Here is a 23064-nt window from a genome sequence, read left to right as displayed (position 1 = left end):
GCCGGCTCGTGACCGCCGGCCACAGTCCGCCCGGGGGTGGTTCCGCGATCGTGGGGCCTCACCGTCGAAGAGGAGTGAACATGAAGGCCGCTGTCGTCACGGATTTCTCGTCGCCGCTCGAGCTGCGTGAGCTGCCGGTCCCGGAGCCCGGTCCCCAGCAGATCCTGGTCCGGCTGGAGACCTGCGGGATCTGCCACACCGACATCCACGCCGCCCACGGGGATTGGCCGGTCAAGCCGGCGTTGCCGCTGATCCCCGGCCACGAGGGCGTCGGCATCGTCGAACGCGTCGGCGCGGGCGTGCCGGAGAGCCGGATCGGGCAGCGGGTCGCTCTGCCGTGGCTCGGCTCGGCCTGCGGCGAATGCGGTTTCTGTGTCTCCGGCTGGGAAACACTGTGCGAGTCGCAGCAGAACACCGGTTACTCGATCGACGGCGGCTACGCCGAGTACGCCGTCGCGAACGCACGCTACGCGGTCCCGGTGCCCGAAGGCGTCTCGCCGATCGAAGCGTCCCCGCTGACGTGCGCCGGCGTGACGACGTACAAGGCGGTCAAGGTCGGCGACGTCCGGCCGGCCGACCGGGTCGCGATCTTCGGCGTCGGCGGCCTCGGCCACCTGGCCATCCAGTACGCGCGCATCGCCGGCGGCTTCGTCACGGCGGTCGACATCGAGTCCGCCAAGCTCGACCTGGCGCGCGGTCTCGGCGCCGACCGCGTGGTCGACGCGAGCGCCGGCGACCCGGCCGAAGCCATCCAGGCCGACGGCGGCGCCGACGTGGCGATCGTCCTGGCCGCCGCGCCGAGCGCCTTCGAGCAGGCCCTGCGTTCCCTGCGCCGCGGCGGCCGGCTGGTGTGCGTCGGCATCCCGGCTGGCGGCGTCCTCCCGATCCCGATCTTCGAGACGGTGCTCAAGGGGATCTCGGTGATCGGCTCGATCGTCGGTACCCGCAGGGACCTGGCGGAGGTGTTCGCGCTGCACGCCGCCGGCCGCACCACGGTGACGGCCGAGACGCGGAAGCTGGAGGACGTCAACGACGCGTTCGGCGAGGTCCTGGCCAACCGCGTTCCCGCGCGTCTGGTGATCGAGTTCTGACCGGGTGACCGGTCCGCCGGTGCTGGTCACCGGCGGTCGGGTCACGGTTCAGCCAAGTTGAGGAGTAACCTCCGGAAAGAGATGTAGCGTTCAACTAATTTCTTCGAGCCGGAGGTTTCCGTGAACGTCGTCCTGTGGGTCGTGTCGGGTCTGCTCGCCGCGGTGTACCTCGCCGCCGGGGGCATGAAGCTGTCGACGCCGAGGAAGAAGCTCCTCGAGAACCCCAACATGGGCTGGGCGGGGGACTTCCCCGACGCGGCGGTGAAGGGCATCGGCGCGGTCGAGGTCCTCGGCGCGCTCGGGCTGATCCTGCCGTGGGCACTGGACATCGCGCGGGTGCTCACGCCGCTGGCCGCCACCGGGCTGGCGGTCGTCCAGATCGGGGCGATCGTCGTGCATGTGCGGCGCGGGGAGACGAAGGCGCTGCCGATGAACGTCGTGCTGCTGGTGCTGGCGGCGTTCGTGGCGGTGGGCCGGTTCGCCGGCTGACGTTCGCCCGGGCTACCGGCCTGCGGAACCGTCGTGGAGCTGACACCCCCATCGCCCGTTCACGGTCGTCATCCGAGCCGTTCGGCGAGCCACCGCGCGATCCCGGTCACCAGCTCGTTTTCCACCGGCCGGCGGAGCAGGCCGCGGTAGGTGGACACGGTCCCGGGGCCGTCGGTGCGGCGGAGGACGTGGGTCAGGTCGGGGGCCCGGTGGATCCGTGCCCCGGGCACCAGGCCGGCGATCACGTCGAGGTCCGCGGGGTCGACCTGGACGTCCTTCTCGCCCGTGATCGCCAGCACGGGGACCCGGATGCGGCTCAGGTCCGCCCGCGGGTCGTAGGCCAGCTGCTCCCGCCACCACTTGGCGTTGACCCGGACGCCGCCGACGCGGGTCGTGTCGGTCGTCGTCGCGGCCACCCGGGCCAGCTGCTTCGCGGCCGCGCGGCGCAGGATCGGCAACAGCGGACGGATCAGGCGGGGCGCCGATGCGGCGAGGCGGCTGCCCTGCCACCGCACCGCGGCTTCGCCGGGACGGGCGTAACCGGCCAGCAGGACCGCCGCCGCGGTGGGCGTGTGGGCCGCCAGCCACATGGCGTGGACCGCACCTTCGCTGTGTCCCAGCACCGCGACCGATTCTCCGCGCACCTCCGGGTGTGTGCGGAGTGCCCGCAGTGCGGCGTCGGCGTCGGCGCGGTTGTCCAGGAAGCCGACCGTGTGCCAGTCGCCGGGGGTTGCGCCCACGCCGCGGCGGTCGTAGCGGAACGAGGCGATGCCGTGTCGGGCCAGCGTGGCGGCCAAGGGACGGCCGAGGTCCATCCGGAGTTTGCCGGCGTTGGAGTCGCGGTCGAGTTTGCCGGATCCGGGCAGGCACAACACCGCGGGATGCGGTCCTGGCCCGGCGGGCAGGGTGAGGGTTCCGGCGAGGAGCACGCCGTCCGCCGCCGGTGCGGCCAGTTCGCTCTCCCGCGTCACCGCGGTCTCCGTCTCGTTCATCGCCAGGCCTCCATCGTTATCAGTTTTGATAAAGGTATCAGCCCGGGTAATCATGTGTCCATGACGACGCTCGACCTGCTGCTGCACCCGGTCCGGCTCCGGATCCTGCGCACGTTCCTCGACGGCCACCCCGCGACGACGGCGCAGCTGCGTGAACGGCTGCCGGACATCCCGCCGGCCACCATGTACCGGCATGTCGGGGCGCTCGCGACGGCGGGCGTGCTCGAGGTGCTCGACGAGAAACGCGTCCGTGGCGCGGTCGAGCGCACGTATCGGGTGTCGTGGCAGCACGCCGAGATCGGCCCCGAGGCCCGCGCCGCCATGACCACCGAGGACCACCGGCGCGCGTTCACCGCCTTCGTCGGCGGGCTGCTGGCCGACTTCGACCACTACCTCGCCGCCGAGCCGGCCGACCCGTTGGCCGATGGCGTCACCTATCAGCAGGCTGCGTTGTGGCTGACCGACGCCGAGCTGGCCGAGCTCCAGGACGAGATACGCGCAGCCGTCACGGCCCGGCTCGGCCGCGGGACCGGGGAGGGGCGCACCCGCCGGATGATCAGCCTGATCGGCATGCCCGCCGAGGCATGATCAGCCTCGGACGCGGGTCACGTGCGTCGCGCCGGGCCCTCAGAGCCTGTTGGCGAATGATCATGTGGCTGCTTCGACGGTGCGGGGACTGGCTCCGGAGTGCGTGTCGTCCGTTCAATCACGTGTGTCGGCTCCTCGAGCACGCGTGTCGACCGTCTGATCACGCGAGGGGTTTCGATCAGGCGTATCTCGCGTGGCTGGGCGGTCGACACGCGTGATTGGAGGGTCGACACGGTTGTTGGCCCGGCGGCCGAGGCTGGACCATTCGCCAACAGGCCCTCAGCGCGCGGCGAGCGCCCGGCGCACCTCGTCCGCGCCCAGCACCACGGGGGAGCGCAGCGAGCCGATCTCGTCGATCTCGATCTCGACCGCGTCTCCGGGGCGCAGGCCGAGATCGAGCCCCGGCACGACGGACGTGCCCGTCGAGAGCACGACGCCGTCGGGGAAGTCGTTGTCCCGCCACAGGTACTCGACCAGTCCGGCCGGTTCGCGGTTCAGCTGCGAGGTACTGGCTTCGCCGGAGAACACCTCCCGGCCGTCGCGCAGGATGCGCATGCGGAGCCCGAGCGACAGCGGGTCCGGCACCTCCCACGCCGGTCGCACCCGCGCCGACACCGCGCACGAACCGGTGTAGATCTTGGCCTGCGGGAGGTACAGCGGGTTCTCGCCCTCGATGCTGCGGGAGCTGACGTCGTCGACCACCACGTACCCGGCGACCTCCCCGGCCGCGGTCAGCAGCAGGCCGAGCTCCGGCTCCGGCACGTTGTTGGCGGAATCGGCGCGGACGGCGATCGGCTCGCCGTCGGTGACCACGCGCCACGCGGCCGCCTTGAAGAACAACTCCGGGCGCTCCGCGCGGTAGACCCGCGCGTAGACGTCCTCGTCGGCGCTCTCCTCGCGGCGGGCCTCCTCGGAGCGCAGGTAGGTCACCCCGGCGGCCCACACCTCCATCCGGCCGTCCAGCGGCGGCAGCAGACGCGTCCCGGCCGCGGACACGGGCTCCCCGGCGGCCTCGGCCAGCTCCCGGATCTCCGCCACGGGCCGGCGCAGCAGGTCGCTCATCGACGCCACCGCGAGCGGGCGCAGCTGCTCGTCGCCGAGCAGGCCGACCCGGATTTCGCCGGTTCCGTCGGCGAAGCGCACCAGGTGGCTCATCCCGGACCTCCTCGTTCAGTGTCCCAGGCCGATGAGTATGCCGTGTCCGGCAAACCGTCCAGCCGATGTTCACGAGACCGTCGCCGCGATCTTGACCGCTTCCTCGAGGGTGAACGCGCCTTCGAGCCGGTAGGTGACCGTGCCCCGCTGCCAGACCAGCGACCGCGCGGCGAGACGGGCCGTCTCCGTGCGCCATTCCCCGGTCCGGTCGACGTACATCAGCTCGTGCGGCCGGTCGATCCAGATCGCCGGGTCGCCGGCGACGCTCACCCGCAGGCCTTCGGACATGCCGAGGAACTTCTCGAAGACCGGGCCGAGCTGCCCGTCGAACTCGTCGAGGCGGACGGCGGGCTCGCCCGCCGCCGCGGCCGGCCGGCCCGGTCCGCCTTGGTACAGCAGCGAAACGACGCGCGTCGGGTCGCCGGTGATCCGGACGTCGTCCGGCCCGCCGAGGACGGCCGGGACCCCGATCGGGAACGCGGTCAGCCGGCGCGCTTCGGCGAGGTCCACCGAACGCTCGCCGGGGAGCAGGCCCTGGCCGCGCACAGCGGGGCCGGGCTCGCCGCGCAGCTCGATGCCGGCGAACCGCAGCAGGTCCGTCACGGTCGCGCGGACGGCGGGGGAGAGCGTCACCGCCGCGGTGAACGCCAGCACGAGCGCCGCGGCGACGGTGGCCCAGCGCGGAACCGGCGGACGCCGTCGCGGCCGGGCGGGCAGCCGGGCCAGGACGGCCGCGCGCACCTCGGGGGCCGGCGGCACGTCGAGGCGGTCGCCGAGCTCGCGCAGGGCGGCGGCGAGACGCGCGTCCCGGGGATCAGTCACCGACCGCCTCCTTGTCCGGCTCGGCCAGCAGCTCCCGCAGCCGGGCGAACGCGCGGTGCGCCCGCGACTTCACCGAACCCCGCGGGCACCCGAGCACCTCCGCCGTTTCCCCCTCCGTGAGGTCGAGGAAGTACCGGCAGACCACGACGGCCCGGTTCTTCTCGGGCAGGGCCCGCACGGCGTCCAGCAACTCGGCCCCGGCGGCGTCCGCCACCGCCTGTACCGCCGGATCGCCGTCACGGACCAGTTCCAGGCGCGTGGCGCGCAGCTCGGTCGCGACGCGCCGGCGCCGGGAGCGGACGAGGTTGTGCGTCTCGTTCGCGACGATGCGCAGCAGCCAGGCGCGGAACGAGGCGCCACCGCGAAACGACGGCAGCGCCCGGAAAGCCTTCACGAACGCCTCCTGGACGACGTCTTCGGCCTCGTGCCCGGCGCCCAGCAGGTAGGCCGTCCGGTGGGCGAGCGAGGTGTACCGGTCGACCAGCGTCCCGTAGGACGCCACGTCGCCGTCGCGGATCAGCGCCACCACTTCGTCGTCGTCCGTCGCCGCCCCCTTCCCACCGGTGTTCCACCCTCCTCTACACCGGCCGCGGCCACGAGGTTCCGCCGGGAACCGGATCGCGGCCCGCGGTGTAGTGCGGGGCATGAAACTGCGACTCGTCTCCCTGCTCGCCGCGGTCCTGGTGGCCATGCTGGTGCCGGTGCCCAGTGCCGTGGCGGGCAACTGGGCGATCACCTACCTCGACCCGCTGCCGGACACCTTCGCGGCCGGACAGCCTTACACCGCCGGCTTTTGGGTGCTGCAGCACGGTTCCCACCCCAGTTACGGAGAGCTGGGGGCGACCGCGCTCGTCTTCACGCCCTCGCAGGGCGACCCCGTGGTGTTCCCCGGTGTCGCCCTGCGCGAACCCGCGCACTACGCGGCCGCGTTCGCCCTGCCCCACGACGGGACCTGGCGCGTGTCGGCACGCCAGGGTGTCTTCGCCGACTACGAAATCGGCACGCTGACGTTGCCCGGAGGGCTGGTGGTCAGTCCGCCGCCGGCCCCGATGCCCGACGGCGAAAAGTCGCCGTGGGGCGCGATCCGGCCCCCGGCGATCGCCCTGAACGGCGGCGGTGCCGGGCAGGCTCAGCCGGTCGCTCCGAGCGCCGCGGCGGCCGCGCCGGAGTCGCCGGCGTCCTTGGGGATGGTGCTGGCGGCGGCCGGTCTGGTCGTCGTCGCCGGGGTCGCGCTCCTGATGGGAGGACGCCGCGTGCGGAATCGGCTGCGGCGCCGCTGATTCCGCAGGTCGCCGGGATCAGCCTGCCTCGGTGGTGCGCTCCAGCAACGTGTTGGAGGACCGGACGAACGAGTCGGCGCAGCCGCACGAGCCCCGGATCGTGAGCCGGGTGGGCAGGGTCCGCAGCCCGGCCGGGCGCGGTTCGTCGCCGAGGGCGCCCCCGAGCAGTCCGGCCGCCGGCTTGCCCATCTCGAAGATCGGCTGCTCGGCGGTGGTGAGGCCGGGGCTGGTGCAGGCCGCGTACTCGATCCCGTCGAACGAGGCGACCGCGAGATCGTCGGGGACGCGCAGGCCGCGGTCGGTGGCGGCCCGCAGGAGACCGAGCGCGGCGAGGTCGCTGGTGACGAACAGCGCGGTCGGCGGGTTCGGCCCGGCCGGCAGGGTTTCGAGCGCCTCGTAGCCGGCCCGGCCGCCGAACGGGCGGCGCAGCACCGGCAGGGCGGCGAGCCCGGCTTCGGCCAGCGCGCGCTCGTACCCGGCCACGCGGTCGCGGGAGGTCGAGACGTCCGGCCCGCTCAGGCAGGCGATCCGCGTGTGGCCGTGCCCGATGAGGTGCGCGACGACCTCGCGGGCCCCGTCGACCGCGTCGGCCACCACCGTGGGCAGGTTCCCGTCGCCGAACGAGCGGTCGGCGAACACCACCGGCGCCGGCATCTTGGCGTACTCCGCGCGCAGCACCGGGCTCGTCGTCGACGGGATCGCCAGCACGCCCTCCACCTGCCGGTCCAGGAACGCGCGCAGGTAGCCGAGCCGCTTCGCGGCGGGCGAACCGCTGGACCGGGCGGTGCGCACGGCGAACGCCGCGGCGGCACTGTCGGTGTCGGCACCCGGCGCTCGTGCGGGTGGGCCGACGCGGGGCCGTGCTCGTGGGTTTTCCGCAGGAAACTCCCCTCGCCCACCCCACCGGTCAGGGTGTGCCGGTGCCTTGCCGTGCCGGGCTTCGCGTGGACTGGCGAGGAGTCAGCACCGGCTGCACGAGCCGATGGCGGTCCACACCGCCGCGGGCGTTGACGAGAGCGATCAGGAGGTCGACCGCCTCCTCGCCCACCCGGTCCGGGCGGAGGCTGAGCGTGGTGACCGGCGGGCTCGTCGTCGCGTAGTCCGGGTCCTCGCTGACGCACGCCACCAGCAGGTCCTGCGGCACCCGGAGGCCGTGGTGCCGTGCGGCGGCGAGGATGTTGTGACCGGAGTCGGAATAGACGCCGATGACGGCGTCCGGTCGTGGATCGCGGCCGAACAGGCGGCCGGCCGCCTCCCGTTCGGCCGTGAAGTAGTCGGGCATGGCGGCGTACTCCTCGACGAGGGCGGGCAGGCCGCGTTCGGCGCAGCAGGACGCGTAGGCGCGTCCGATCCGGTACGGGTACGTGTCGTCGTGAAGGGGCAATGTGAGCCCCACCCGCCGGACGCCGGCCTCGGTGAGGTGGTCGAGCAGGAGGCGCAGGCCCGCGTCGCAGTCGGGCTCGACCCACGCGTCGACGCAGCGCGGCCGGGGCGGGCGCCCGTCGCAGACCGTCGGGATGCCGCGCTCCCGCAGGAGGGAATGCACCGGGTCGTCAGTGCGGGGATCGACGTGGACGACGCCGTCCATCGGCGTGTTGAGCCACATCCACGGGGTCAGCGAGTTCGGCAGCACCATGAGCAGGTAACCGCGTTCGTGCGCCGCGGCGATGGCGCTCAGCGCCAGCTGCCCGTAGTACGGGATCTCGGTGTACGCGACGGGGAGGTCGCCGTACGTCGTCATGGTCAGCCCGAGCACCCCGGTGCCGCCGCGGGCCAGCGCGCGGGCCGTGCCGGCCGGCGCGTAACCGAGTTCGCGTGCCGCGGCGAGCACGCGCTGCCTCGTCGCCTCGGACAGCCGCCCGGTGCCGTTGAGCGCGTTCGACACCGTGGCCGCGGACACCTCGGCTCGGGCGGCCACCGCGCCGAGCGTGGGGCGTTGCCAGGCACGCGAGCTTCCCATTTGTACCCCAACAACGCCCGTTGTTCCCACGCAACCCGTCGACGGCTTGTGGTTAAGAGCTTAATCACCCAACCTACCCCCGCGACGGCAGGGACACGTGAAGGGGAAGCAGTGCAGGCGACGAGAATTCAGGTGCGGACCGGCACCATACCTCCGGTCGTGGCGGCGCGGTGGGCGTTGTGGACGTTCGTCGTGGTCAACCTGGTGATCGTCGAGGTCCTCTTCCTCACCGCCGGGACCGGCAAGAACGGCGTGCTCACGGTCGCCAAGTTCTTCGGCCTGCACGCCGCCGTGCTGATGCTGTTCCAGCTGCTGCTGGTGGCCCGGCTGCCGTGGCTCGACCGCCGGATCGGCATGGACCGGCTGACGGTGTGGCACCGGTGGGCCGGTTTCACGCTGCTGTGGACGATCCTCACCCACGCCGTGCTGGTGGTGCTCGGCTACGCGCGGCTCGACGACGCGCCGATGGTGAAGACGTTCTTCTCGCTGGCCGGCGTGCCGGCCTCCTTGCTCGGGATCTGCGCCGCGACGATCGTCGTCGTGGTCGCCGCGGTCTCCGCCCGGTACGTGCGGCGACGGCTGCGGTACGAGACCTGGCACGGCGTGCACCTGCTGCTGTACCTGGCGCTGGGGCTGGCGTTCGTCCACCAGCTGCTGGAGACCACGACGTTCAGCTCTTCCGTGCCCGCGAAGATCTACTGGTGGGCGCTGTGGCTGTTCGCGTTCGGTGCCCTGGTCGCGGGACGGATCGTCATGCCGCTGTGGCGCAACGCCTATCACCGGTTCGAGGTCACGGCGGTCGTGTCCGAGTCGGACGACGTCGTGTCGGTGCACGTCACCGGCCGCCACCTCGACCGGCTGCCGGCCCGGGCCGGCCAGTTCTGCATCTGGCGGTTCCCCGGCCACCACCACTGGTCGCAGGCGAACCCGTTCTCGCTGTCGGCGGCCCCCGACGGCCGCACGCTGCGCCTGACCGCCAAGGCGGCCGGCCGCACCAGCGCCGGCCTGCGGCACGTCCCGGTCGGCAGCCGCGCGTTCGTCGAGGGGCCGTACGGGGCGTTCACCGCGTTGCACCGGACGCGGCCGGGCGCGCTGCTGATCGCCGGGGGAGTGGGGATCACCCCGGTCCGGGCCCTGCTGGAGGAGGAACCGCCGGGCGATGTCGTCGTGCTGTACCGGGTGCGCAGCGAGAGGGACGCCGTGCTGGCCGACGAGGTACGGGCCCTGATCTCGGATCGCGGTGGGCGGCTGCACCTGCTCACCGGCCGCACCGGGGACGGGACGCTGCCGTTCGAGCCGGGCAATCTTCGTGCCCTGGTACCCGACATCGCCGAACGCGATGTGTACGTCTGTGGGCCGCCCGCGATGACGTCGGCTGTGCTTGGTGCTTTGCGTGAGCTGAAGGTTCCCGGGCGGCAGGTGCACTCCGAGCGGTTCGGCCTCGCCTGAGCGCGCGGAGGCGGACAAGCTCCACAATGGACACTCCTGCGACTGGCAAAGTCAATCGCTGTCGCGGTGTTCCGTGGTGGAAGCAGCCCACCACCCCGAAGCCGGATTGTGACTACGGACGGCAGTGCCGGGTCAAGGCGGGAAAGCGTGCCTTGACCCGGCACTGCCGTCCGCGTTCCGGCTTTGTATCGGGGCGGTGGGGGAGGTCCGGGTGGAGCTCCAGTTGTTCCCCGGCGTGCCGTTTACGCCGGTTCGGCAGCTGAAAGTGCGCTCCGAGCCCGCTCTCCTGACCCGGTGATCCTTTCGGGCAGGAGAGCTTTTTTCTGTGCCTGCCCGGATTTCGTCACTTTCCGGCGGTGTGCACGAGGTCGCGATGGTCGATTGACATAAGACATCATACGACTTACGTTATTTGAATCCCAGGGTCGACGGAGCCTCTGGGCAGTCCCCACAGGGGAGTGTGATCAGCCATGATTCAGCGACGTCTGTGGCTCGTCGCCGTGGCGGCATTGGCCATGGCCGGGTGTTCGACCTCCACGAGTACCTCGCCGGCCGCGTCGAACTCGCCGGGGAAGGTCGGGGGTGACCTGACCGTCTGGGTGGACGCGGCACGCCTGCCGGTGGCCCAGGCCTACGCCAAGGCGCATCCCGGCGTCCACGCGAACATCGTCACCTTCGACGGCGACGGCAACGGCGCGACCACGTTGCAGACCAAGATCCAGCTGTGGAACCGGACCGGCAAGGGCTGGCCGGACGTCATCTTCAGCGAGCAGGTCAACGACCCGGTGTGGATGGCGCAGAAGCCGTTCGACTTCGCCGCGCCGGTCAAGGATCTCATTCCGCAGGACGTGCTCGGCAAGTGGCCCGCGAGTTCGACCGCCCAGTGCACGATCAACGGCACGCAGTACTGCGTGCAGGACAACCTGGCCCAGGTCGTGCTCTGGGTCAACAAGAAACTGATGGACCAATTCCACTACACGGTGCCGAAAACCTGGCAGGAATGGGCGAGCCTCGGAGACAAGGTCGCCAAGGAACACCCGGGCTACATCGTCGGGAACGTCGGGGACTCGTTCAGCCACTGGATCTACCTGTGGGGCAACCAGTGCCCGCTCTCGCAGGTGAACGGTGCCAGCGTGCGCATCGATGCGACGGACGCGCACTGCACCCGGGTGGCCGGCCTGCTCGATCCGCTGATCAAGAACGGGACGGTGCCCCCGCTGAGCGTGTTCACCCCGGACTTCGCCCAGAAGTACGGCGGCGCCGACGACAAGGTCCTGCTGATGCCGGGACCGTCCTGGTACGCCCAGGCGGTCTTCGACCAGTCGCTGCACGTCCCGGCCAAGCAGATCACGGCCGCGCCGCCGCTGCAGTGGGGGGACGAAACGCCGGTGACCACCGGCCAGGTCGGTGGCGGGCCGTGGATCATGTCCCGGCACTCCACCAACCTCGCGACCGCGGCGGACTTCGTCACCTGGGCCACGACCGTGTTCAACCCGAGTGGCGCCGACAGCCGGCCCGGGTATCCGGCCTACGCGCCGCTGGCCACCAAGTGGCTGGAACAACAGGCCGGCAACGTCTACTACGCCGCCGATCCGACGCCGGCGCTCAAGGCCGCCGCGGACCAGATCTGGCCCGGCTGGAACCTGGTCTCGTACCCGGACCAGCCCGTCTGGTCCACCAGCGTCGTCACGGAGCTGGTGGCGGGAAAGCCGTTGAGCTCCTTGCTGGAGCCGTTCGGGAAGGCTCTCAAGCAAGCGGCACAGGCGGCCGGGTATGCGGTCAACTAGTACCGCCGAAGCGGACGCTCCTGCCGTGGGGGCAGGAGCGCCCGCTCCGTACAAGCGTAAGCGTGGCAAGCACACCTGGCCGGGTCTCGCGTTCGTCGGGCCCTACCTGCCGTTCCTCGTCGCGTTCGGCGTCCTTCCGATGCTCTACGCGCTCCTGCTCGCCTTCACCGACGACGCGGGTGGCTGGGCCGGCTTCCGCAACTTCACCCGGACCATCGGCGACTACCGTTTCCTCCCCGCCTTCGGGCACGTCCTGCTCTACACCAGCGTGTGGCTCGGCTCCCTCGTCGTACTCGTCGTCGGGCTGACGTTGCTGCTGCACGGCCGCGCGAACCGGGTCTCGTCGGCTTTCCGGTTCCTGTTCTACATCCCCGGTGCTCTCGCCGGGGCGTCGTCGGTGCTGGTCTGGCTGTTCATGCTCGACCCCACCGTGAGCCCCGGGTCCTTCCTCGTGCGCGACGTGTTCGGGTCCCACCTGTTCGTCGAGTCGATCGCGCCCGGCAAGCTGCCCTTCATCTTCGCGATGATCGCGTTCTGGACCGGGGCCGGTGGCTGGATCGTCATCATGTACGGCGCCCTGAACACGATCCCGCAAGAGCTGGAAGACGCCGCGCGCATCGACGGCGCCGGCCCGGTGACGATCGCGCTGCGCATCAAGCTTCCGTTGATCCGCAAGTGGATCGCCTACATGGTGATCCTGTCCTTCGCGACCGGAACCCAGCTCTTCGTCGAGCCGCAGCTGGTGAACCAGGCCAGCCTCGGGCTGGTCCCGGACACCTGGTCGGCCAACCAGCTCGCGTTCCAGCTGGCGTTCCGCTATGCGGACTTCAACGCCGCCGCCGCCATTTCCGTCGACCTGCTCGCGATCGGCCTGCTCGCCGCGGCGCTCATCGTGACCCGGACCGGACTGTTCAGGACGGACGACTGATGCGACTCGCCGCGCGTGGCCTCCGGTTCGCGATCCTCGCCGTCTTCGCCGCGTTCTTCGTGGTCCCGCTGGCGTGGTTGATCCTGGCACCCACGAAATCCGACGAAGCCTTGGTCACCGGTGCGCCGCTGGCCTTCGGCGGCCTCGACCGGCTCGCCCTGGCGTGGCAGCACCTGGACGCCTTCAGCGACCACCTCTACCGCCTGTGGATAGGCAACTCGCTGCTGTACGCGGTGAGCGCGACCGCGATCGTCCTGGTGACGGGCATTCCCGCCGGCTACGGCCTCGCGTTCGGGCGCTTTCCCGGCCGGCGGCTGGTGCTGTCGCTGACCCTCATCGTGATGATCATGCCGGCGGCGGCGCTGGTGCTGCCGATCTTCCTCGAGCTCAACTCGGTGCACCTGATCGGCAGCGCCCTCTCGGTGATCCTCCCGTTCGCGTTCTACCCGTTCGGGGTCTACCTCGCCTACATCTACTACGCGACCGCGGTTCCGCGCGAACTGCTCGACGCGGCGCGCATCGACGGCTGCGGCGAATGGGCCACGTTCCGCCACGTCGCGCTGCCGCTGGCGAAGCCGGTGCTCGCGCTGGTCCTGTTCTTCAGCTTCGTGGCCGACTGGAACAACTTCTTCCTGCCCTACACCGTTCTCGCGGACTCCACGCAGTACCCGATCCAGGTCGGCCTGTCGGACCTGCTGTCGTCGACGCCTTCGTTCAACCCCGCCGTCGGTGGCGGCGGCCAGCAGGTGAACATCTTCCGGCCGGAACTGGCGCTCGCCACGCTGCTCGCGGTCATCCCGGTGGCGGTCGTGTTCATGCTGTCGCAGCGCGCGCTGGTGCGCGGGCTGGTCGGTGGCGGGGTGAAGGAATGACCCCCGGCGACGCGGGCTCAGCGGGTGGGACGGCGTCGCTGCCAGGACGTCGCGATGTGCTCGGCCATCAGCGAACCCGCCGCTTCCGGATCCCCGGCCTCGATCGCTTCGAGGACGGCGAGGTGCTGCCGGTTCGACTGACGGCGGTGCTTGAGGGCGGAGTACCCGACGTAGCGCGGGCTGCGCCGGGCCTCGGCGTGCACCGTGTGCACGATCGCCCGGCCGAGCCGGTTCCCGGACACCAGCATGATCCGCTCGTGGAACGCCACGTCGATGTCGTCGAGGAGGTCCGGTTCCCGCACCGCCGCGTCGAGCCGGGCCATGAGCTCCCGCAGCTCGGCGAGGTCCGCCGGGGTGGCCCGGCGCGCGGCCTCCCGGGCCATGCTCGATTCGAGGGAGGTGCGCACGTCGATGAGCTGATCGAGGACGTCGTACCGCCGGTCGTGCCGCACGACGGCCGCCAGCAGCGCGGGATCGAGCAGGTTCCACGACTCCTGGGCCGACACCAGCGTGCCGACACCCTGCCGGGCCTTGACGAGTCCCTTGGCCTCCAGGGACTTGATGGCCTCGCGGACGACGGTCCGGCTGACCCCGAACGTTTCGCAGAGCGAGGATTCGACGGGCAGCAGCTGGTCGGGCTGGATCACCCCGCTCGCGATCAGCTCGACGAGGTGGTCGACGACGGCGTCGGCCCGGCGGCCGCGCCGGGGCGCCGCGTCGGGAGGAGGAAACGCGACCGTGCTCATCGATCACCTCCGGGTCATTCGAGTCTTTTCATACTATGTAATACGACTTACGTTGTCGATCTACGCGCGGGCCCGGGACCCCACGATCGGCTCCGGGGAGGATTGACATGCGGATCACCGGGTTCAGGAGCCTGACCACCGTCCAGGACTGGGGCCGGCCGGTCGGGGACGCCAACGGCGTCTACGCGGACGGCGTGGTGAAGGTGCCCATCGTGCTGCTCGACACCGACGAAGGCATCACCGGTGTCGGCATGGGACCGCACCCGCAGGCCGGGGAGATCTTCCCGGCGATCGAAGGGGAGGATCCGCGCGGCGTGGCCGCGCTGTACGACCGGATGCTCCGCTGGACCTTCAAGGCCGGGCACGCCGGTGCGGTCTTCGGCACGATCGGCGCCTTCGACTCCGCGTTGTGGGACATCAAGGCGAAGGCGGCCGGGCAGCCGTTGTGGCGCCTGCTGGGCGGCCGTGACCGGTGCGTGCCGGCGTACGCGTCGGGCCTCGACATCGCCTTGACGGAAGCGGAGCTCGCCGCCACCTACCGCGCGTACGCCGAGCGCGGGCTGCGCGTCGCGAAGGTCAAGGGCGGCCTCGACGTCGACCGGGACCGGCGTCGGCTGAGCGTGGTCCGGGACGTGCTGGCGGAGTTCTCGGGGGGCGTGCGCCCGGGCCTGATGCTCGACGCCAACGAGTCGTGGACGCGCAAGCAGGCCCTGCGCCACGTGGGCGAGCTCGAGCGCACGCTCGACCTGATCTGGGTGGAAGAGCCGGTGCGCCGCTGGGACGCCGACGGGCTCGCGACGGTGGGGAGGGGCATCCGCGCCTCGGTGGCGACCGGTGAGAACCTCACCGGGCTGGAGCAGTTCCGTCCCCTGCTGGCGGCCGGCGCGGTGGACATCGTGCAGACGGCGTCGGTCTGGGGAGTCACCCACTTCCTGCGCGTCGCGGCGCTCGCCCACGCCCACGACCTCCCGGTCAGCCCGGTCGGCACCACGCCCGCCGGGCTGGTGCACGCGGCGACCGCGGTGCCCAACCACATCGTCAGCGAGCTGCAGGACCTGCGTCCTCCCGTCGGCGTGGCCGTGGACCACACGATCGAGGACGGCGCGTTCGTGCTCGGTGACGGCGCGGGGCTCGGCGTCGTGGTGGACGAGGAGGCCGTCCGCGCGCTCGGCAGCCTCCCGCCGGACGACGTGCGGGCCACGCCCGGCGTCCGGCCCGAACGGGCCGGGCGGCGGCTGCTGGCCGAGCCCGCACCGGGTGACGTCCTCGCGACGCCCGTCGGGCCCGCCTGAGTCCTGCTGTTCGAACCGATTCGACGTTCCTGGGTGAGTGTGTAAGTTTCCAGCCTTGCCTTGACCTGCTTCCGAACGGGTCCATACTGTTTCGGCGAACCGATCACGCGAACCGGTTCGACGGCCGAGAGGAGCCAGGATGCCCAGCTCACGGCGACTGTCCACAAAGGAACGGCCGCTCGCCCTGCTCGTCGTCCTGCTCACCGTCCTGGCCGGCGCGCTGCTGCCCGCGCCGCCGGCGCAGGCGACGAACACGTTCACCCTCGGAGCCCGGCGGACCGACACCGACGGCCGCGCGCTGCAGCTGCACGGCTTGGGCATCGTCAAGGCCGGGACCACGTGGTACGGCTTCGGCGAGGACAAGACCGGCCAGACCACGGCCAACACCGCCTTCCAGGACATCCCCTGCTACACCTCGGCCGACCTGGCGAACTGGACCCACCAGGGAGTCGCGCTGGCGAGACAGGGCAGCGGCGACCTCGGGCCGAACCGCATCGTCGAACGGCCCAAGGTGCTCTACAACGCCGGCACCCGGATGTACGTGATGTACCTGCACATCGACAACACGAGCTACTCCGAGCAGCGGGTCGGCGTGGCGACCAGCCCCACGCCGTGCGGCCCGTACAGCTACCGGGGGAGCTTCCAGCCGCTGGGCAACCAGAGCCGCGACATCGGCCTGTACCAGGACACCGACGGATCCGCGTACCTGCTGAGCGAGAACGCCGGCCGCAGCCTCCGCATCTACCGGCTGTCCGCGGACTACACGACGGTGGCGAGCGCGGTGGCGACGCTGCCGAACTACGAGTCCCCGGCGGTGATCAAGGTCGGCGGGACGTACTACCTGCTGGCGTCTCACCTGACCGGATGGGCGACCAACGACAACGTGTACGCGACCGCGCCGTCGCTCGCCGGGCCGTGGTCATCGTTCCGGAACTTCGCGGCGCCGGGCACGAACACCTACAACAGCCAGACCGCGAACATCATCACGGTCCAGGGCAGTGCGGAGACCACCTACGTCTACGCGGGAGACCGCTGGACGGGGAACGCCATGGGCGATTCGCCGCTGATCTGGCTTCCGCTCACGATCCGCGGCACGACGGTCAACCTGGGCCAGTACCCGAGCTGGACCCTCGACACCGACGCGGGAACGTGGTCGGCGAACTCGGGGCTGCCCGGTGCCGGCACGCACGTGCTGAAGAACGCCAACAGCTCGATGGTGCTGGACGCCTCGGGCGCCTCGACCGCGGCCGGCGGCAAGATCATCCAATGGCCCGCGCACGGGGGCACCAACCAGCAGTGGCGGTTGACGAAGTTGGCCGACAACGTCTTCACGCTGGTCAACGTCAACAGCGGGCTGTGCCTCGACGTCCCGGACGGGTCCACGGCGAACGGCGTCCAGCTGCAGCAGTGGACCTGCACCGGCGCCGCCGGCCAGCAGTGGGCCGCGGACCTGGTGGGCAGCCTCACCGGCAGCCAGTACGTCCTGGAGAACATCGGCAGCGGCCTCGTGATCGGGGTGACCGGCTCCTCCACCGCGAGCGGCGCGCCGGTCGGCCAGGTCGCCGGGACGGGTGCCTCGAGCCAGGTGTGGACGGTCTCCTGAGCCGCTTTCCCCGCGGCAGGTTCCGGCAAAAGTCGGTGGCTGCCGCGGTGGTCCGATGTCCTGAACGACTCGTTCAGGACGTCCGACGACAGGAACGAGTCGTTCAGGACATCGCGAACCCGTCCGCGGAAGAGGACTTTGCCGGAACCCCGCCGCGGGTGATCAGGCGGTCTCGGCCAGCAGGGCGGTCAGCTGGGCAGCCGACAGCCGGCCCCACTGCTCGCGGCCGGGCACGCCGGCCGTGTCCGCTCCCTGGGGACCGTGGGGGAACCCGTGCACCGCGGCGCGGAAGAAGTTCGCCCCGTAGAGCACGGCCTTCCACACCACGACCGCGGTCTGCAGCTCGGTGGCCGAGCTCACCACCCGGGTCGGCGTGCACATTTCCAGGGTCGGCATTCCCGTCGGCTGACGGTTCGCGACCGTTTCGATGAAGTTCATCCGGATCACCTTCCTCGTCGCCTGATTCGGCGGACGCGAAGATAGCAAGCAAGAATCGGCGATCCGGGCCCTTACCGCGAAAGAACAAAGGGTTCTTCGCGCCTTTCGGAGAGCTACTCGAACACTCCGTAGCCCGCGACGGCGTGTGCCCGGACGCCGTCCATGTCGAGCTCCACACCGATGCCGGGCGTGTCGGGGAGCGTGATGTAGCCGTCCTTGACGATCGAGCCGCTCCCGTCGGGGGCGCGGACGTAGCTGTCCCACACCGCGCGCTCCTCGAGGGCGTGCCACTCCTGGACGAAGAAGTTGGGGATCGCGGCGCACTGGTGTGACGTGGCCATCGTGCCCAGCGGCGTCGACACGAGGTGCGGTGCGAACGGGATGTAGTGCAGCTCCGCGAGGTTGGCGATCTTCTTGGCTTCGGCGAGGCCGCCGCACTTCGGGACGTCCGGCTCGATGACGTCCACGGCACCGCGTTCGAGGAGCTCGCGGAACCCCCAGCGCAGGTAAAGGTTTTCTCCGGCGCAGATCGGCGTCCGGGTCTGGGCTCGCACCCGCACCAGCGCGTCGACGTTCTCCGCCGGCAGCGGCTCCTCGAGCCACATCAGGCCGAACGGCTCGAGCTCCCAGGAGATCCGGCACGCGCTCGGCACGTCGTAGCGCGCGTGCAGGTCGATGGCCAGGTCGACGTCCGGTCCGATCGCGTCCCGGACGGCGGCCACGCGCTCGGCCATCGAGCGCAGTTCGGCGGCGTTGACCGTGTGGTTGAAGGCGTCGAACTTGGCCGGGTGGCGGAGGTTGTCGATGTCGAACTTCAGGGCGGTGAAGCCTTCGGCGACCATCCGCTGGGCCCGGTCGACGCACCCGGCTACCGAGCCCGCCGGGTCGTCGCCGTCGCCGCAGTCGGCGTAGAGGCGGATCCGGTCGCGGAACTTCCCGCCGAGCAGCCGGTGGACCGGCTGCCCGGCGGCCTTGCCCGCGAGGTCCCACAGCGCGAGCTCGATCCCGGACAGGGCGATCACGAACACCCCGCCCTGGGAACCCGCGAAAACGTTGCTGCGGCGCAGTTTTTCCCAGCACCGTTCGACGTTGCGCGGGTCCTCGCCGATCAGCAGGGGTGTCAACGTGCCGATCATGCCGACGACGGCGGCCGCGCCGGCGTCGGGATTGGCCTCGCCGAACCCGCTGAGGCCCTCGTCGGTGTCGATCCGCACCAGCGTGGCCTGACCGTGGTAGGCGACCACCGCCGTCGTGACGTTCACGATCCGCATTGCTCTCCCGTCGCCGGGTCGTGCGTATGAACGGACTAATGCGACGTCCAACTTGTCCGATAAGCTGATGACATGCCAAGGAGACAAGAGTCTCCGGACGCTGTCAAGGTCCGGACCCTTCCGGTGCAGGTGGCGGCCCACCTGACCCGGCGGATCGTCAACGGCGAGATCGACGAGGGCCGGGCGCCGTCGGAAATCGAGATCTCGAGTGAGTTCGGGGTGTCCCGCGTGGTGGCGCGCGAGACGCTCAAGATCCTCGCCTCCCTCGACATCGTCGACGTCGCGCAGGGCCGCCGCGTCGTCGTGCGGCCCCGCGCGGAGTGGGACTACCTGAGCCCGTTGCTGATCGAGTGGCTGCCCACGGAGATCGTCGACGAACTGCTGCAGGAACTGCACCAGATGCGCGCGCTGCTCGAGCCCGAACTGGCCGCGATGGCCGCGGCCGCCGTCACCGGGGAGACGTTGGAACGGCTCAGGGACGAACTCGACCGCATGGCGGCGCTCGAGGCGGATCCCGAGGCCTACCTCGAGGTCGACCACGAATTCCACATGGAGATCTGCCGGGCGGCCGACAACCGCATCCTCGACCGGATCATGTACTCCGCCCGGTGGCTCGGCACGGCCAGCCGCCGCCTCACCAACGAGGCGCCGGCCGGGCTGCGCCGCGCCACCGCCCAGCACACGGAGATCTACGACGCCCTCGTGGCGCGTGACCCGGAAGGTGCCCGCGCGGCGATGCGCAGGCACCTGAGCAACAACTACTCCACGCTCGTCGCGGAGCAGCGAAGCAAGCACTAGCGCACTGCACGACCGAGATCCGGAACCAATGACGAGGACGGATGAGGCATGGCAGAGAAAACGGAGTGGTCGAGACGCACTTTCCTCGGGATGAGCGCGGGGGTGGGTGCGCTGGGCGCGCTCGGCCTCGCCGGGTGCGGAAGCGGTTCCGCCCCCGCACCGCAGGTCGACGTCCAGGTGCCCCAGGCGCTGCTCGATGAAGCTTCCAGGCTCCGCGGTGGGTCGGTGGGGATGCTCTCGCAGAAGCTGTACTCCGAGGCCGCCAACAAGGCGCTGGACAAGTCGCTGCAGGTGTTCGCCCAGGCCACCGGCACCACGATCCGCAACGACCTGGTCTCCGGCGACGCCGGTGACATGGTCGCGAAGATGGACGCCGAGGTGAAGGCGGGCACCAACCGCGATCTGGCCTTCGTGAGCGACCGGCGGTTCGTCGGCCAGCTCCACAACCTCGGCGCCCTCACCGACGTCACCGACGTGGTCGAAGAGATGCGCGGGCTCTACGGGGAACCCGCGACGGCGTCGACCAAATTCTGCGTGTTCGACGGGCGCTGGTACGCGATCCCTTACCACTTCATCGCGTCCGGGATGTACCTGCGCAAGGACTGGTACCAGGAGAAGGGTCTCCCGCTCAAGCCCTACTACACGTGGGAGGAACTGCGCGACAACGCGCTGGCGGTTTCCGACCCGGCGAAGCGGCGGTTCGGCTGGGGGCTCACGGCGAACCGCTCCGGCGACGCCAACGGCTTCATCCAGAACGTCATCAACACCTACGGCGGGGCGATCGCGGACAACACCGGGACGAAGGTGGTGTTCAACTCGCCGGAGACCGTCGCCGCCGTCACGTTCATCGGCGACATCTACACGAACCCGAAGTACAAGCCGATGCTGCCACCCGGGATCGGGAGCTGGACCGATTCGAGCAACAACGAAAACTGGCTGGCCGGGATCCTGGGACTCACGCTCAACCAATTCAGCGTCTACGCCGACTCGAAGACGAAGAAGAACCCGGTCTACGCCAACACGCATCCGTTCAACGGCGCCACCGGACCGGCGATCGACCGGCCACTGGCGTACGGCGAGTCCAACTCGTTCGTCGTGTTCAAGGGGGCGAAGAACCCCGGCCTCGCCAAGCTGGTGGCGAAGTTCATGGTCAGCGGGAGCGCGCTGCTCGGTGTCGCGAAGGAAGCGCCGTGCCTGGTCAACCCCTCGTGGGACAAGGTGTGGGACTCCGACCCGTACTACACCAGCGGTGACCCGGCCTTCCCTGCGCTGCGTGAGCAGACCCGCGCGTCGCTTCCGATGAAAACCAGGACCGGCTACGCGTTTCCCCAGGCCCCGAGCCCCGGCGAGCAGGCCGCCCTCGCCGCCTACCTGCTGACCGACATGATGCAGTCGGTCATCCAGGGCACCCGGCCGGCCGACGCCGTCGCCGCGACGCACGCCCGGATCGTCCAGATCTTCGAGCAACAGGGCTATCGGCAGTGACCGTCCTGCGTCCGAAGAGGACACCGACGGCGCCGGCCCGTCCGGTGCCGGGCGCGTCGTCCTCGCTCACCAGGACCCAGCGGCTGCTCGGGCGCGACTGGCGTCTCGCCGCGGTGTTCATCGGGCCGGCGCTGCTGCTGGTCGCCGGCCTGATCCTGGTCCCGATCGCCGGCTCGGTCGTCACCAGCGCCACGGAACGCCACGGCGCGGAGACGGTCTTCGCCGGTCTGGACAACTACACGGCCCTCATCGACGACGCCCTGTTCCACAAGGGCGTGCTCAACTCGTTCGTCTTCACCGCCTACGCCGAGATCTTCAAGGTGACCCTCGGGCTCATCGCGGCGCTGATGCTGCACCACCTGCGCCGCGGCCGGGCGATCATCGCCGGGGTGATCCTGCTGCCGTGGGTGATCCCGACGGTCGTCACGGCCTTCACCTGGCGGTCCCTGCTGGACCCGATCTTCGGCAGCGTCAACACCCTGCTCACCGACACCGGGATCGGGCCCGCCCTCGCCGCGATCGGGCTCGTCGACCGATGGCCCGCGGAGTGGCTGTCCGATCCCGCGCTCGCGATGCCCTCGGTCATCCTGGTCAACGTCTGGAAGGGCATCCCGTTCTTCACGGTGACGTTCCTCGCCGGGCTCAAGGCCATCGACGGCAATCTCCACGAGGCGGCCATGGTGGACGGTGCCTCGCCGTGGCAGCGGTTCGTCCACATCACACTGCCGGGGCTGCGTCCCGTCATGATCGTCACGGTGCTGCTGTCCTCGATCTGGACGTTCAACAACTTCGACCTGATCTGGCTGATGACCCAGGGCGGGCCGGGGGACGCGACGGCGCCGTACGTGATGGTGGCCTACTCGAAGGCGATCCAGCAGCTGCAGCTGGGCGCGGGCGCCGCGGCCACGCTGGTGATGCTGCCGGTCATCGGCGTTCTCGTGGTGATCCTCGTGCGGATGATGCGCCGCAGCGACCTGCCCGGCGCGGGCGACCTGGGTCGACGGCGGCTGACTCCCGCCCAGCGCAAAGCCCTGCCGTGGGTGGTCGTCGTGGGTTCGGCGCTCGTGCTGGTCTGGGCGTCGCCGCACATCGTCTGGAAGGCCGCGCTCGTGCTCGGCGTGTTCGTGGTGCTCGCGGCCGTCGTCGGCCGGGTCGTTTCCGTGCTCGCCATCCGGGGCAACCGGATGGCCGCCCGCCTGGTCGGCGGCGCCGGCTCGGGGGTCGCGCTCGTGGGCCTGCTGGGCTTCGTGCTCGCCCCGCTCTACTGGATGACGGTCACGGCCTTCAAGTCCGACGACCAGATCGTCGCGCGCACCGACGACCTCTGGCCGACCCCGTGGACCACCGAGCAGTTCACGAACCTGTTCACCGGCCGGGCGTTCGGCACCTGGTACGTCAACACGATCCTGGTGTCGGTGGCGTCCACGGTGATCGCCCTGATCTGCGCGGCGCTGGCCGGCTATGCGTTGGCACGGCTGAAGTTCCGGGGTTCGGAAAGCTTCACGGTGACGATCCTGCTCACCTACGTGATGCCGGGCGCGCTGCTGTTCATCCCGCTGTACCAGCTCATGAGCGGGATCGGGCTGAACGACTCGCTGTGGTCGCTCGTGCTCGCCTATCCCACGTTCACCCTGCCGTTCGCGACGTGGCTGCTCGTCGGCTACTTCAAGTCGATCCCGGCCGACCTCGAGGAGGCCGCGCTGGTCGACGGCTGCACGCGGTTCGGGGCGTTCACCCGGATCGTGCTGCCGCTGGCCAAACCGGGCCTGCTCGCGGTCGCGCTGTTCACGCTCACCAACGCGTGGAACGAGTTCCTGTTCGCCTTCGTGTTCATCACCAAGGACGAGAACAAGACCCTGCCGGTCGGCATGCAGTCGATGATCTTCGGCGACGTCGTGCCGCAGGGGCAGCTGGCCGCGGCCTCGCTCCTGATCAGCATCCCGGTCGTGCTGATGTACGGCTTCGGGCAGCGGTTCCTGACCGAGGGCCTCACCGCGGGGGCCGTGAAGGGGTGAAGG

22 protein-coding genes are annotated in these 23064 nt (G+C 70.6%); 13 read left to right on the top strand and 9 right to left on the bottom strand.

Annotation, left to right across the window (positions count from 1 at the left end):
* Window positions 1-80: 80 nt before the first annotated feature.
* Both adhP and AB0G28_RS35605 read left to right on the top strand, forming a co-directional pair.
* Window positions 81-1091 carry an alcohol dehydrogenase AdhP gene (gene adhP / locus AB0G28_RS35610; protein WP_361099603.1) on the top strand — a complete coding sequence of 337 codons (1011 nt, stop codon included), beginning with the start codon at window positions 81-83 and terminating at the stop codon, window positions 1089-1091.
* A gap of 120 nt (window positions 1092-1211) precedes the next feature.
* Window positions 1212-1580 carry a DoxX family protein gene (locus tag AB0G28_RS35605; RefSeq protein ID WP_361099600.1) on the top strand — a complete coding sequence of 123 codons (369 nt, stop codon included), beginning with the start codon at window positions 1212-1214 and terminating at the stop codon, window positions 1578-1580.
* Window positions 1581-1648: 68 nt separating this feature from the next.
* Here the strand turns inward: AB0G28_RS35605 and AB0G28_RS35600 are convergent, their stop codons facing one another.
* Entirely contained in the window at window positions 1649-2572 is a 924-nt protein-coding gene (locus AB0G28_RS35600) for an alpha/beta fold hydrolase (RefSeq protein ID WP_361099597.1), read from the bottom strand.
* Between the two features lie 60 nt (window positions 2573-2632).
* Between AB0G28_RS35600 and AB0G28_RS35595 the strand changes: the two genes are divergently transcribed.
* A complete protein-coding gene (locus AB0G28_RS35595; protein WP_361099594.1) occupies window positions 2633-3160 on the top strand; it encodes a helix-turn-helix domain-containing protein in 528 nt (175 codons plus the stop codon).
* 279 nt (window positions 3161-3439) lie between these two features.
* Here AB0G28_RS35595 and AB0G28_RS35590 read toward each other — a convergent pair whose 3' ends face one another.
* The 3 genes from AB0G28_RS35590 to AB0G28_RS35580 all read right to left on the bottom strand — a co-directional run bounded on the left by AB0G28_RS35590 (window position 3440) and on the right by AB0G28_RS35580 (window position 5666).
* Window positions 3440-4315 (bottom strand): fumarylacetoacetate hydrolase family protein, encoded by an 876-nt coding sequence (locus AB0G28_RS35590; RefSeq protein ID WP_361099591.1) that lies wholly within the window; start codon window positions 4313-4315, stop codon window positions 3440-3442.
* 69 nt (window positions 4316-4384) lie between these two features.
* Window positions 4385-5137, bottom strand: a complete 753-nt coding sequence (locus AB0G28_RS35585) for a hypothetical protein (RefSeq protein ID WP_361099588.1) — start codon at window positions 5135-5137, stop codon at window positions 4385-4387.
* Entirely contained in the window at window positions 5130-5666 is a 537-nt protein-coding gene (locus AB0G28_RS35580) for a sigma-70 family RNA polymerase sigma factor (protein WP_361099585.1), read from the bottom strand. The genes AB0G28_RS35585 and AB0G28_RS35580 overlap by 8 nt, the downstream gene beginning before the upstream one ends.
* Window positions 5667-5781: 115 nt before the next feature.
* On the opposite strand from AB0G28_RS35580, the gene AB0G28_RS35575 reads away from it, so the two are divergent.
* Window positions 5782-6417 carry a hypothetical protein gene (locus AB0G28_RS35575; RefSeq protein WP_361099582.1) on the top strand — a complete coding sequence of 212 codons (636 nt, stop codon included), beginning with the start codon at window positions 5782-5784 and terminating at the stop codon, window positions 6415-6417.
* Between the two features lie 18 nt (window positions 6418-6435).
* Here AB0G28_RS35575 and AB0G28_RS35570 read toward each other — a convergent pair whose 3' ends face one another.
* Complete coding sequence (locus AB0G28_RS35570; RefSeq protein ID WP_361099579.1) at window positions 6436-7209, bottom strand: substrate-binding domain-containing protein; 774 nt, start codon at window positions 7207-7209, stop codon at window positions 6436-6438.
* Window positions 7210-7324: 115 nt separating this feature from the next.
* The gene (locus AB0G28_RS35565) at window positions 7325-8377 is read right to left on the bottom strand and encodes a LacI family DNA-binding transcriptional regulator (protein ID WP_361099576.1); all 1053 of its coding nucleotides are present in this window, start codon (window positions 8375-8377) and stop codon (window positions 7325-7327) included.
* Window positions 8378-8509: 132 nt separating this feature from the next.
* On the opposite strand from AB0G28_RS35565, the gene AB0G28_RS35560 reads away from it, so the two are divergent.
* From AB0G28_RS35560 to AB0G28_RS35545, 4 genes are all read left to right on the top strand, one after another.
* Window positions 8510-9826, top strand: coding sequence for a ferredoxin reductase family protein (locus AB0G28_RS35560; protein ID WP_361099573.1), 1317 nt, complete (start codon window positions 8510-8512; stop codon window positions 9824-9826).
* 470 nt (window positions 9827-10296) lie between these two features.
* Window positions 10297-11613 carry an extracellular solute-binding protein gene (locus tag AB0G28_RS35555; RefSeq protein WP_361099570.1) on the top strand — a complete coding sequence of 439 codons (1317 nt, stop codon included), beginning with the start codon at window positions 10297-10299 and terminating at the stop codon, window positions 11611-11613.
* Between the two features lie 25 nt (window positions 11614-11638).
* On the top strand, window positions 11639-12541 hold the full coding sequence (locus AB0G28_RS35550; RefSeq protein WP_361099567.1) for a sugar ABC transporter permease: 903 nt from the start codon (window positions 11639-11641) through the stop codon (window positions 12539-12541).
* Window positions 12541-13413, top strand: coding sequence for a carbohydrate ABC transporter permease (locus AB0G28_RS35545; RefSeq protein ID WP_361099564.1), 873 nt, complete (start codon window positions 12541-12543; stop codon window positions 13411-13413). The genes AB0G28_RS35550 and AB0G28_RS35545 overlap by 1 nt, the downstream gene beginning before the upstream one ends.
* 17 nt (window positions 13414-13430) lie before the next feature.
* On the opposite strand, the gene AB0G28_RS35540 is transcribed toward AB0G28_RS35545, so the two are convergent.
* Window positions 13431-14159 (bottom strand): FadR/GntR family transcriptional regulator, encoded by a 729-nt coding sequence (locus tag AB0G28_RS35540; protein WP_361099561.1) that lies wholly within the window; start codon window positions 14157-14159, stop codon window positions 13431-13433.
* Window positions 14160-14266: 107 nt separating this feature from the next.
* On the opposite strand from AB0G28_RS35540, the gene AB0G28_RS35535 reads away from it, so the two are divergent.
* Window positions 14267-15451: a mandelate racemase/muconate lactonizing enzyme family protein gene (locus AB0G28_RS35535; protein WP_361099558.1), complete on the top strand. Its 1185-nt coding sequence runs from the start codon at window positions 14267-14269 to the stop codon at window positions 15449-15451.
* A 139-nt stretch (window positions 15452-15590) separates the two neighbouring features.
* Window positions 15591-17054 carry an RICIN domain-containing protein gene (locus AB0G28_RS35530; RefSeq protein ID WP_361099555.1) on the top strand — a complete coding sequence of 488 codons (1464 nt, stop codon included), beginning with the start codon at window positions 15591-15593 and terminating at the stop codon, window positions 17052-17054.
* A 162-nt stretch (window positions 17055-17216) separates the two neighbouring features.
* Here AB0G28_RS35530 and AB0G28_RS35525 read toward each other — a convergent pair whose 3' ends face one another.
* Window positions 17217-17492 (bottom strand): hypothetical protein, encoded by a 276-nt coding sequence (locus AB0G28_RS35525; protein WP_361099552.1) that lies wholly within the window; start codon window positions 17490-17492, stop codon window positions 17217-17219.
* A gap of 113 nt (window positions 17493-17605) precedes the next feature.
* Entirely contained in the window at window positions 17606-18763 is a 1158-nt protein-coding gene (locus AB0G28_RS35520; protein ID WP_361099549.1) for a mandelate racemase/muconate lactonizing enzyme family protein, read from the bottom strand.
* Between the two features lie 72 nt (window positions 18764-18835).
* Here AB0G28_RS35520 and AB0G28_RS35515 point away from each other — a divergent pair, with 72 nt between their 5' ends.
* The 3 genes from AB0G28_RS35515 to AB0G28_RS35505 are packed head-to-tail and all read left to right on the top strand — an operon-like array spanning window position 18836 to window position 23061.
* Window positions 18836-19561 (top strand): FCD domain-containing protein, encoded by a 726-nt coding sequence (locus tag AB0G28_RS35515; protein WP_361099546.1) that lies wholly within the window; start codon window positions 18836-18838, stop codon window positions 19559-19561.
* Window positions 19562-19609: 48 nt separating this feature from the next.
* Window positions 19610-21046 carry an extracellular solute-binding protein gene (locus tag AB0G28_RS35510; RefSeq protein ID WP_361099543.1) on the top strand — a complete coding sequence of 479 codons (1437 nt, stop codon included), beginning with the start codon at window positions 19610-19612 and terminating at the stop codon, window positions 21044-21046.
* The gene (locus AB0G28_RS35505; RefSeq protein WP_361099540.1) at window positions 21043-23061 is read left to right on the top strand and encodes an ABC transporter permease subunit; all 2019 of its coding nucleotides are present in this window, start codon (window positions 21043-21045) and stop codon (window positions 23059-23061) included. Before AB0G28_RS35510 ends, AB0G28_RS35505 begins: the two co-directional genes overlap by 4 nt.
* Window positions 23062-23064 lie beyond the last annotated feature (3 nt).

Origin of the sequence: Amycolatopsis sp. NPDC021455 (genome assembly GCF_040640995.1) — a bacterium.
In the GTDB taxonomy this organism is placed as follows: domain Bacteria; phylum Actinomycetota; class Actinomycetes; order Mycobacteriales; family Pseudonocardiaceae; genus Amycolatopsis.
The sequence above is the reverse complement of the archived record's forward strand: the minus strand, read 5'-3'. Positions and strand labels throughout refer to the sequence as shown.

What these genes read in the sequence shown, in the direction of transcription:
- adhP (WP_361099603.1), top strand. Translation starts at nt 81, where the DNA reads ATGAAGGCCGCTGTCGTCACGGATTTCTCGTCGCCGCTCGAGCTGCGT.
- AB0G28_RS35600 (WP_361099597.1), bottom strand. Translation starts at nt 2,572, where the DNA reads ATGAACGAGACGGAGACCGCGGTGACGCGGGAGAGCGAACTGGCCGCA.
- AB0G28_RS35595 (WP_361099594.1), top strand. Translation starts at nt 2,633, where the DNA reads ATGACGACGCTCGACCTGCTGCTGCACCCGGTCCGGCTCCGGATCCTG.
- AB0G28_RS35590 (WP_361099591.1), bottom strand. Translation starts at nt 4,315, where the DNA reads ATGAGCCACCTGGTGCGCTTCGCCGACGGAACCGGCGAAATCCGGGTC.
- AB0G28_RS35575 (WP_361099582.1), top strand. Translation starts at nt 5,782, where the DNA reads ATGAAACTGCGACTCGTCTCCCTGCTCGCCGCGGTCCTGGTGGCCATG.
- AB0G28_RS35565 (WP_361099576.1), bottom strand. Translation starts at nt 8,377, where the DNA reads ATGGGAAGCTCGCGTGCCTGGCAACGCCCCACGCTCGGCGCGGTGGCC.
- AB0G28_RS35555 (WP_361099570.1), top strand. Translation starts at nt 10,297, where the DNA reads ATGATTCAGCGACGTCTGTGGCTCGTCGCCGTGGCGGCATTGGCCATG.
- AB0G28_RS35545 (WP_361099564.1), top strand. Translation starts at nt 12,541, where the DNA reads ATGCGACTCGCCGCGCGTGGCCTCCGGTTCGCGATCCTCGCCGTCTTC.
- AB0G28_RS35540 (WP_361099561.1), bottom strand. Translation starts at nt 14,159, where the DNA reads ATGAGCACGGTCGCGTTTCCTCCTCCCGACGCGGCGCCCCGGCGCGGC.
- AB0G28_RS35535 (WP_361099558.1), top strand. Translation starts at nt 14,267, where the DNA reads ATGCGGATCACCGGGTTCAGGAGCCTGACCACCGTCCAGGACTGGGGC.
- AB0G28_RS35530 (WP_361099555.1), top strand. Translation starts at nt 15,591, where the DNA reads ATGCCCAGCTCACGGCGACTGTCCACAAAGGAACGGCCGCTCGCCCTG.
- AB0G28_RS35525 (WP_361099552.1), bottom strand. Translation starts at nt 17,492, where the DNA reads ATGAACTTCATCGAAACGGTCGCGAACCGTCAGCCGACGGGAATGCCG.
- AB0G28_RS35520 (WP_361099549.1), bottom strand. Translation starts at nt 18,763, where the DNA reads ATGCGGATCGTGAACGTCACGACGGCGGTGGTCGCCTACCACGGTCAG.
- AB0G28_RS35515 (WP_361099546.1), top strand. Translation starts at nt 18,836, where the DNA reads ATGCCAAGGAGACAAGAGTCTCCGGACGCTGTCAAGGTCCGGACCCTT.
- AB0G28_RS35510 (WP_361099543.1), top strand. Translation starts at nt 19,610, where the DNA reads ATGGCAGAGAAAACGGAGTGGTCGAGACGCACTTTCCTCGGGATGAGC.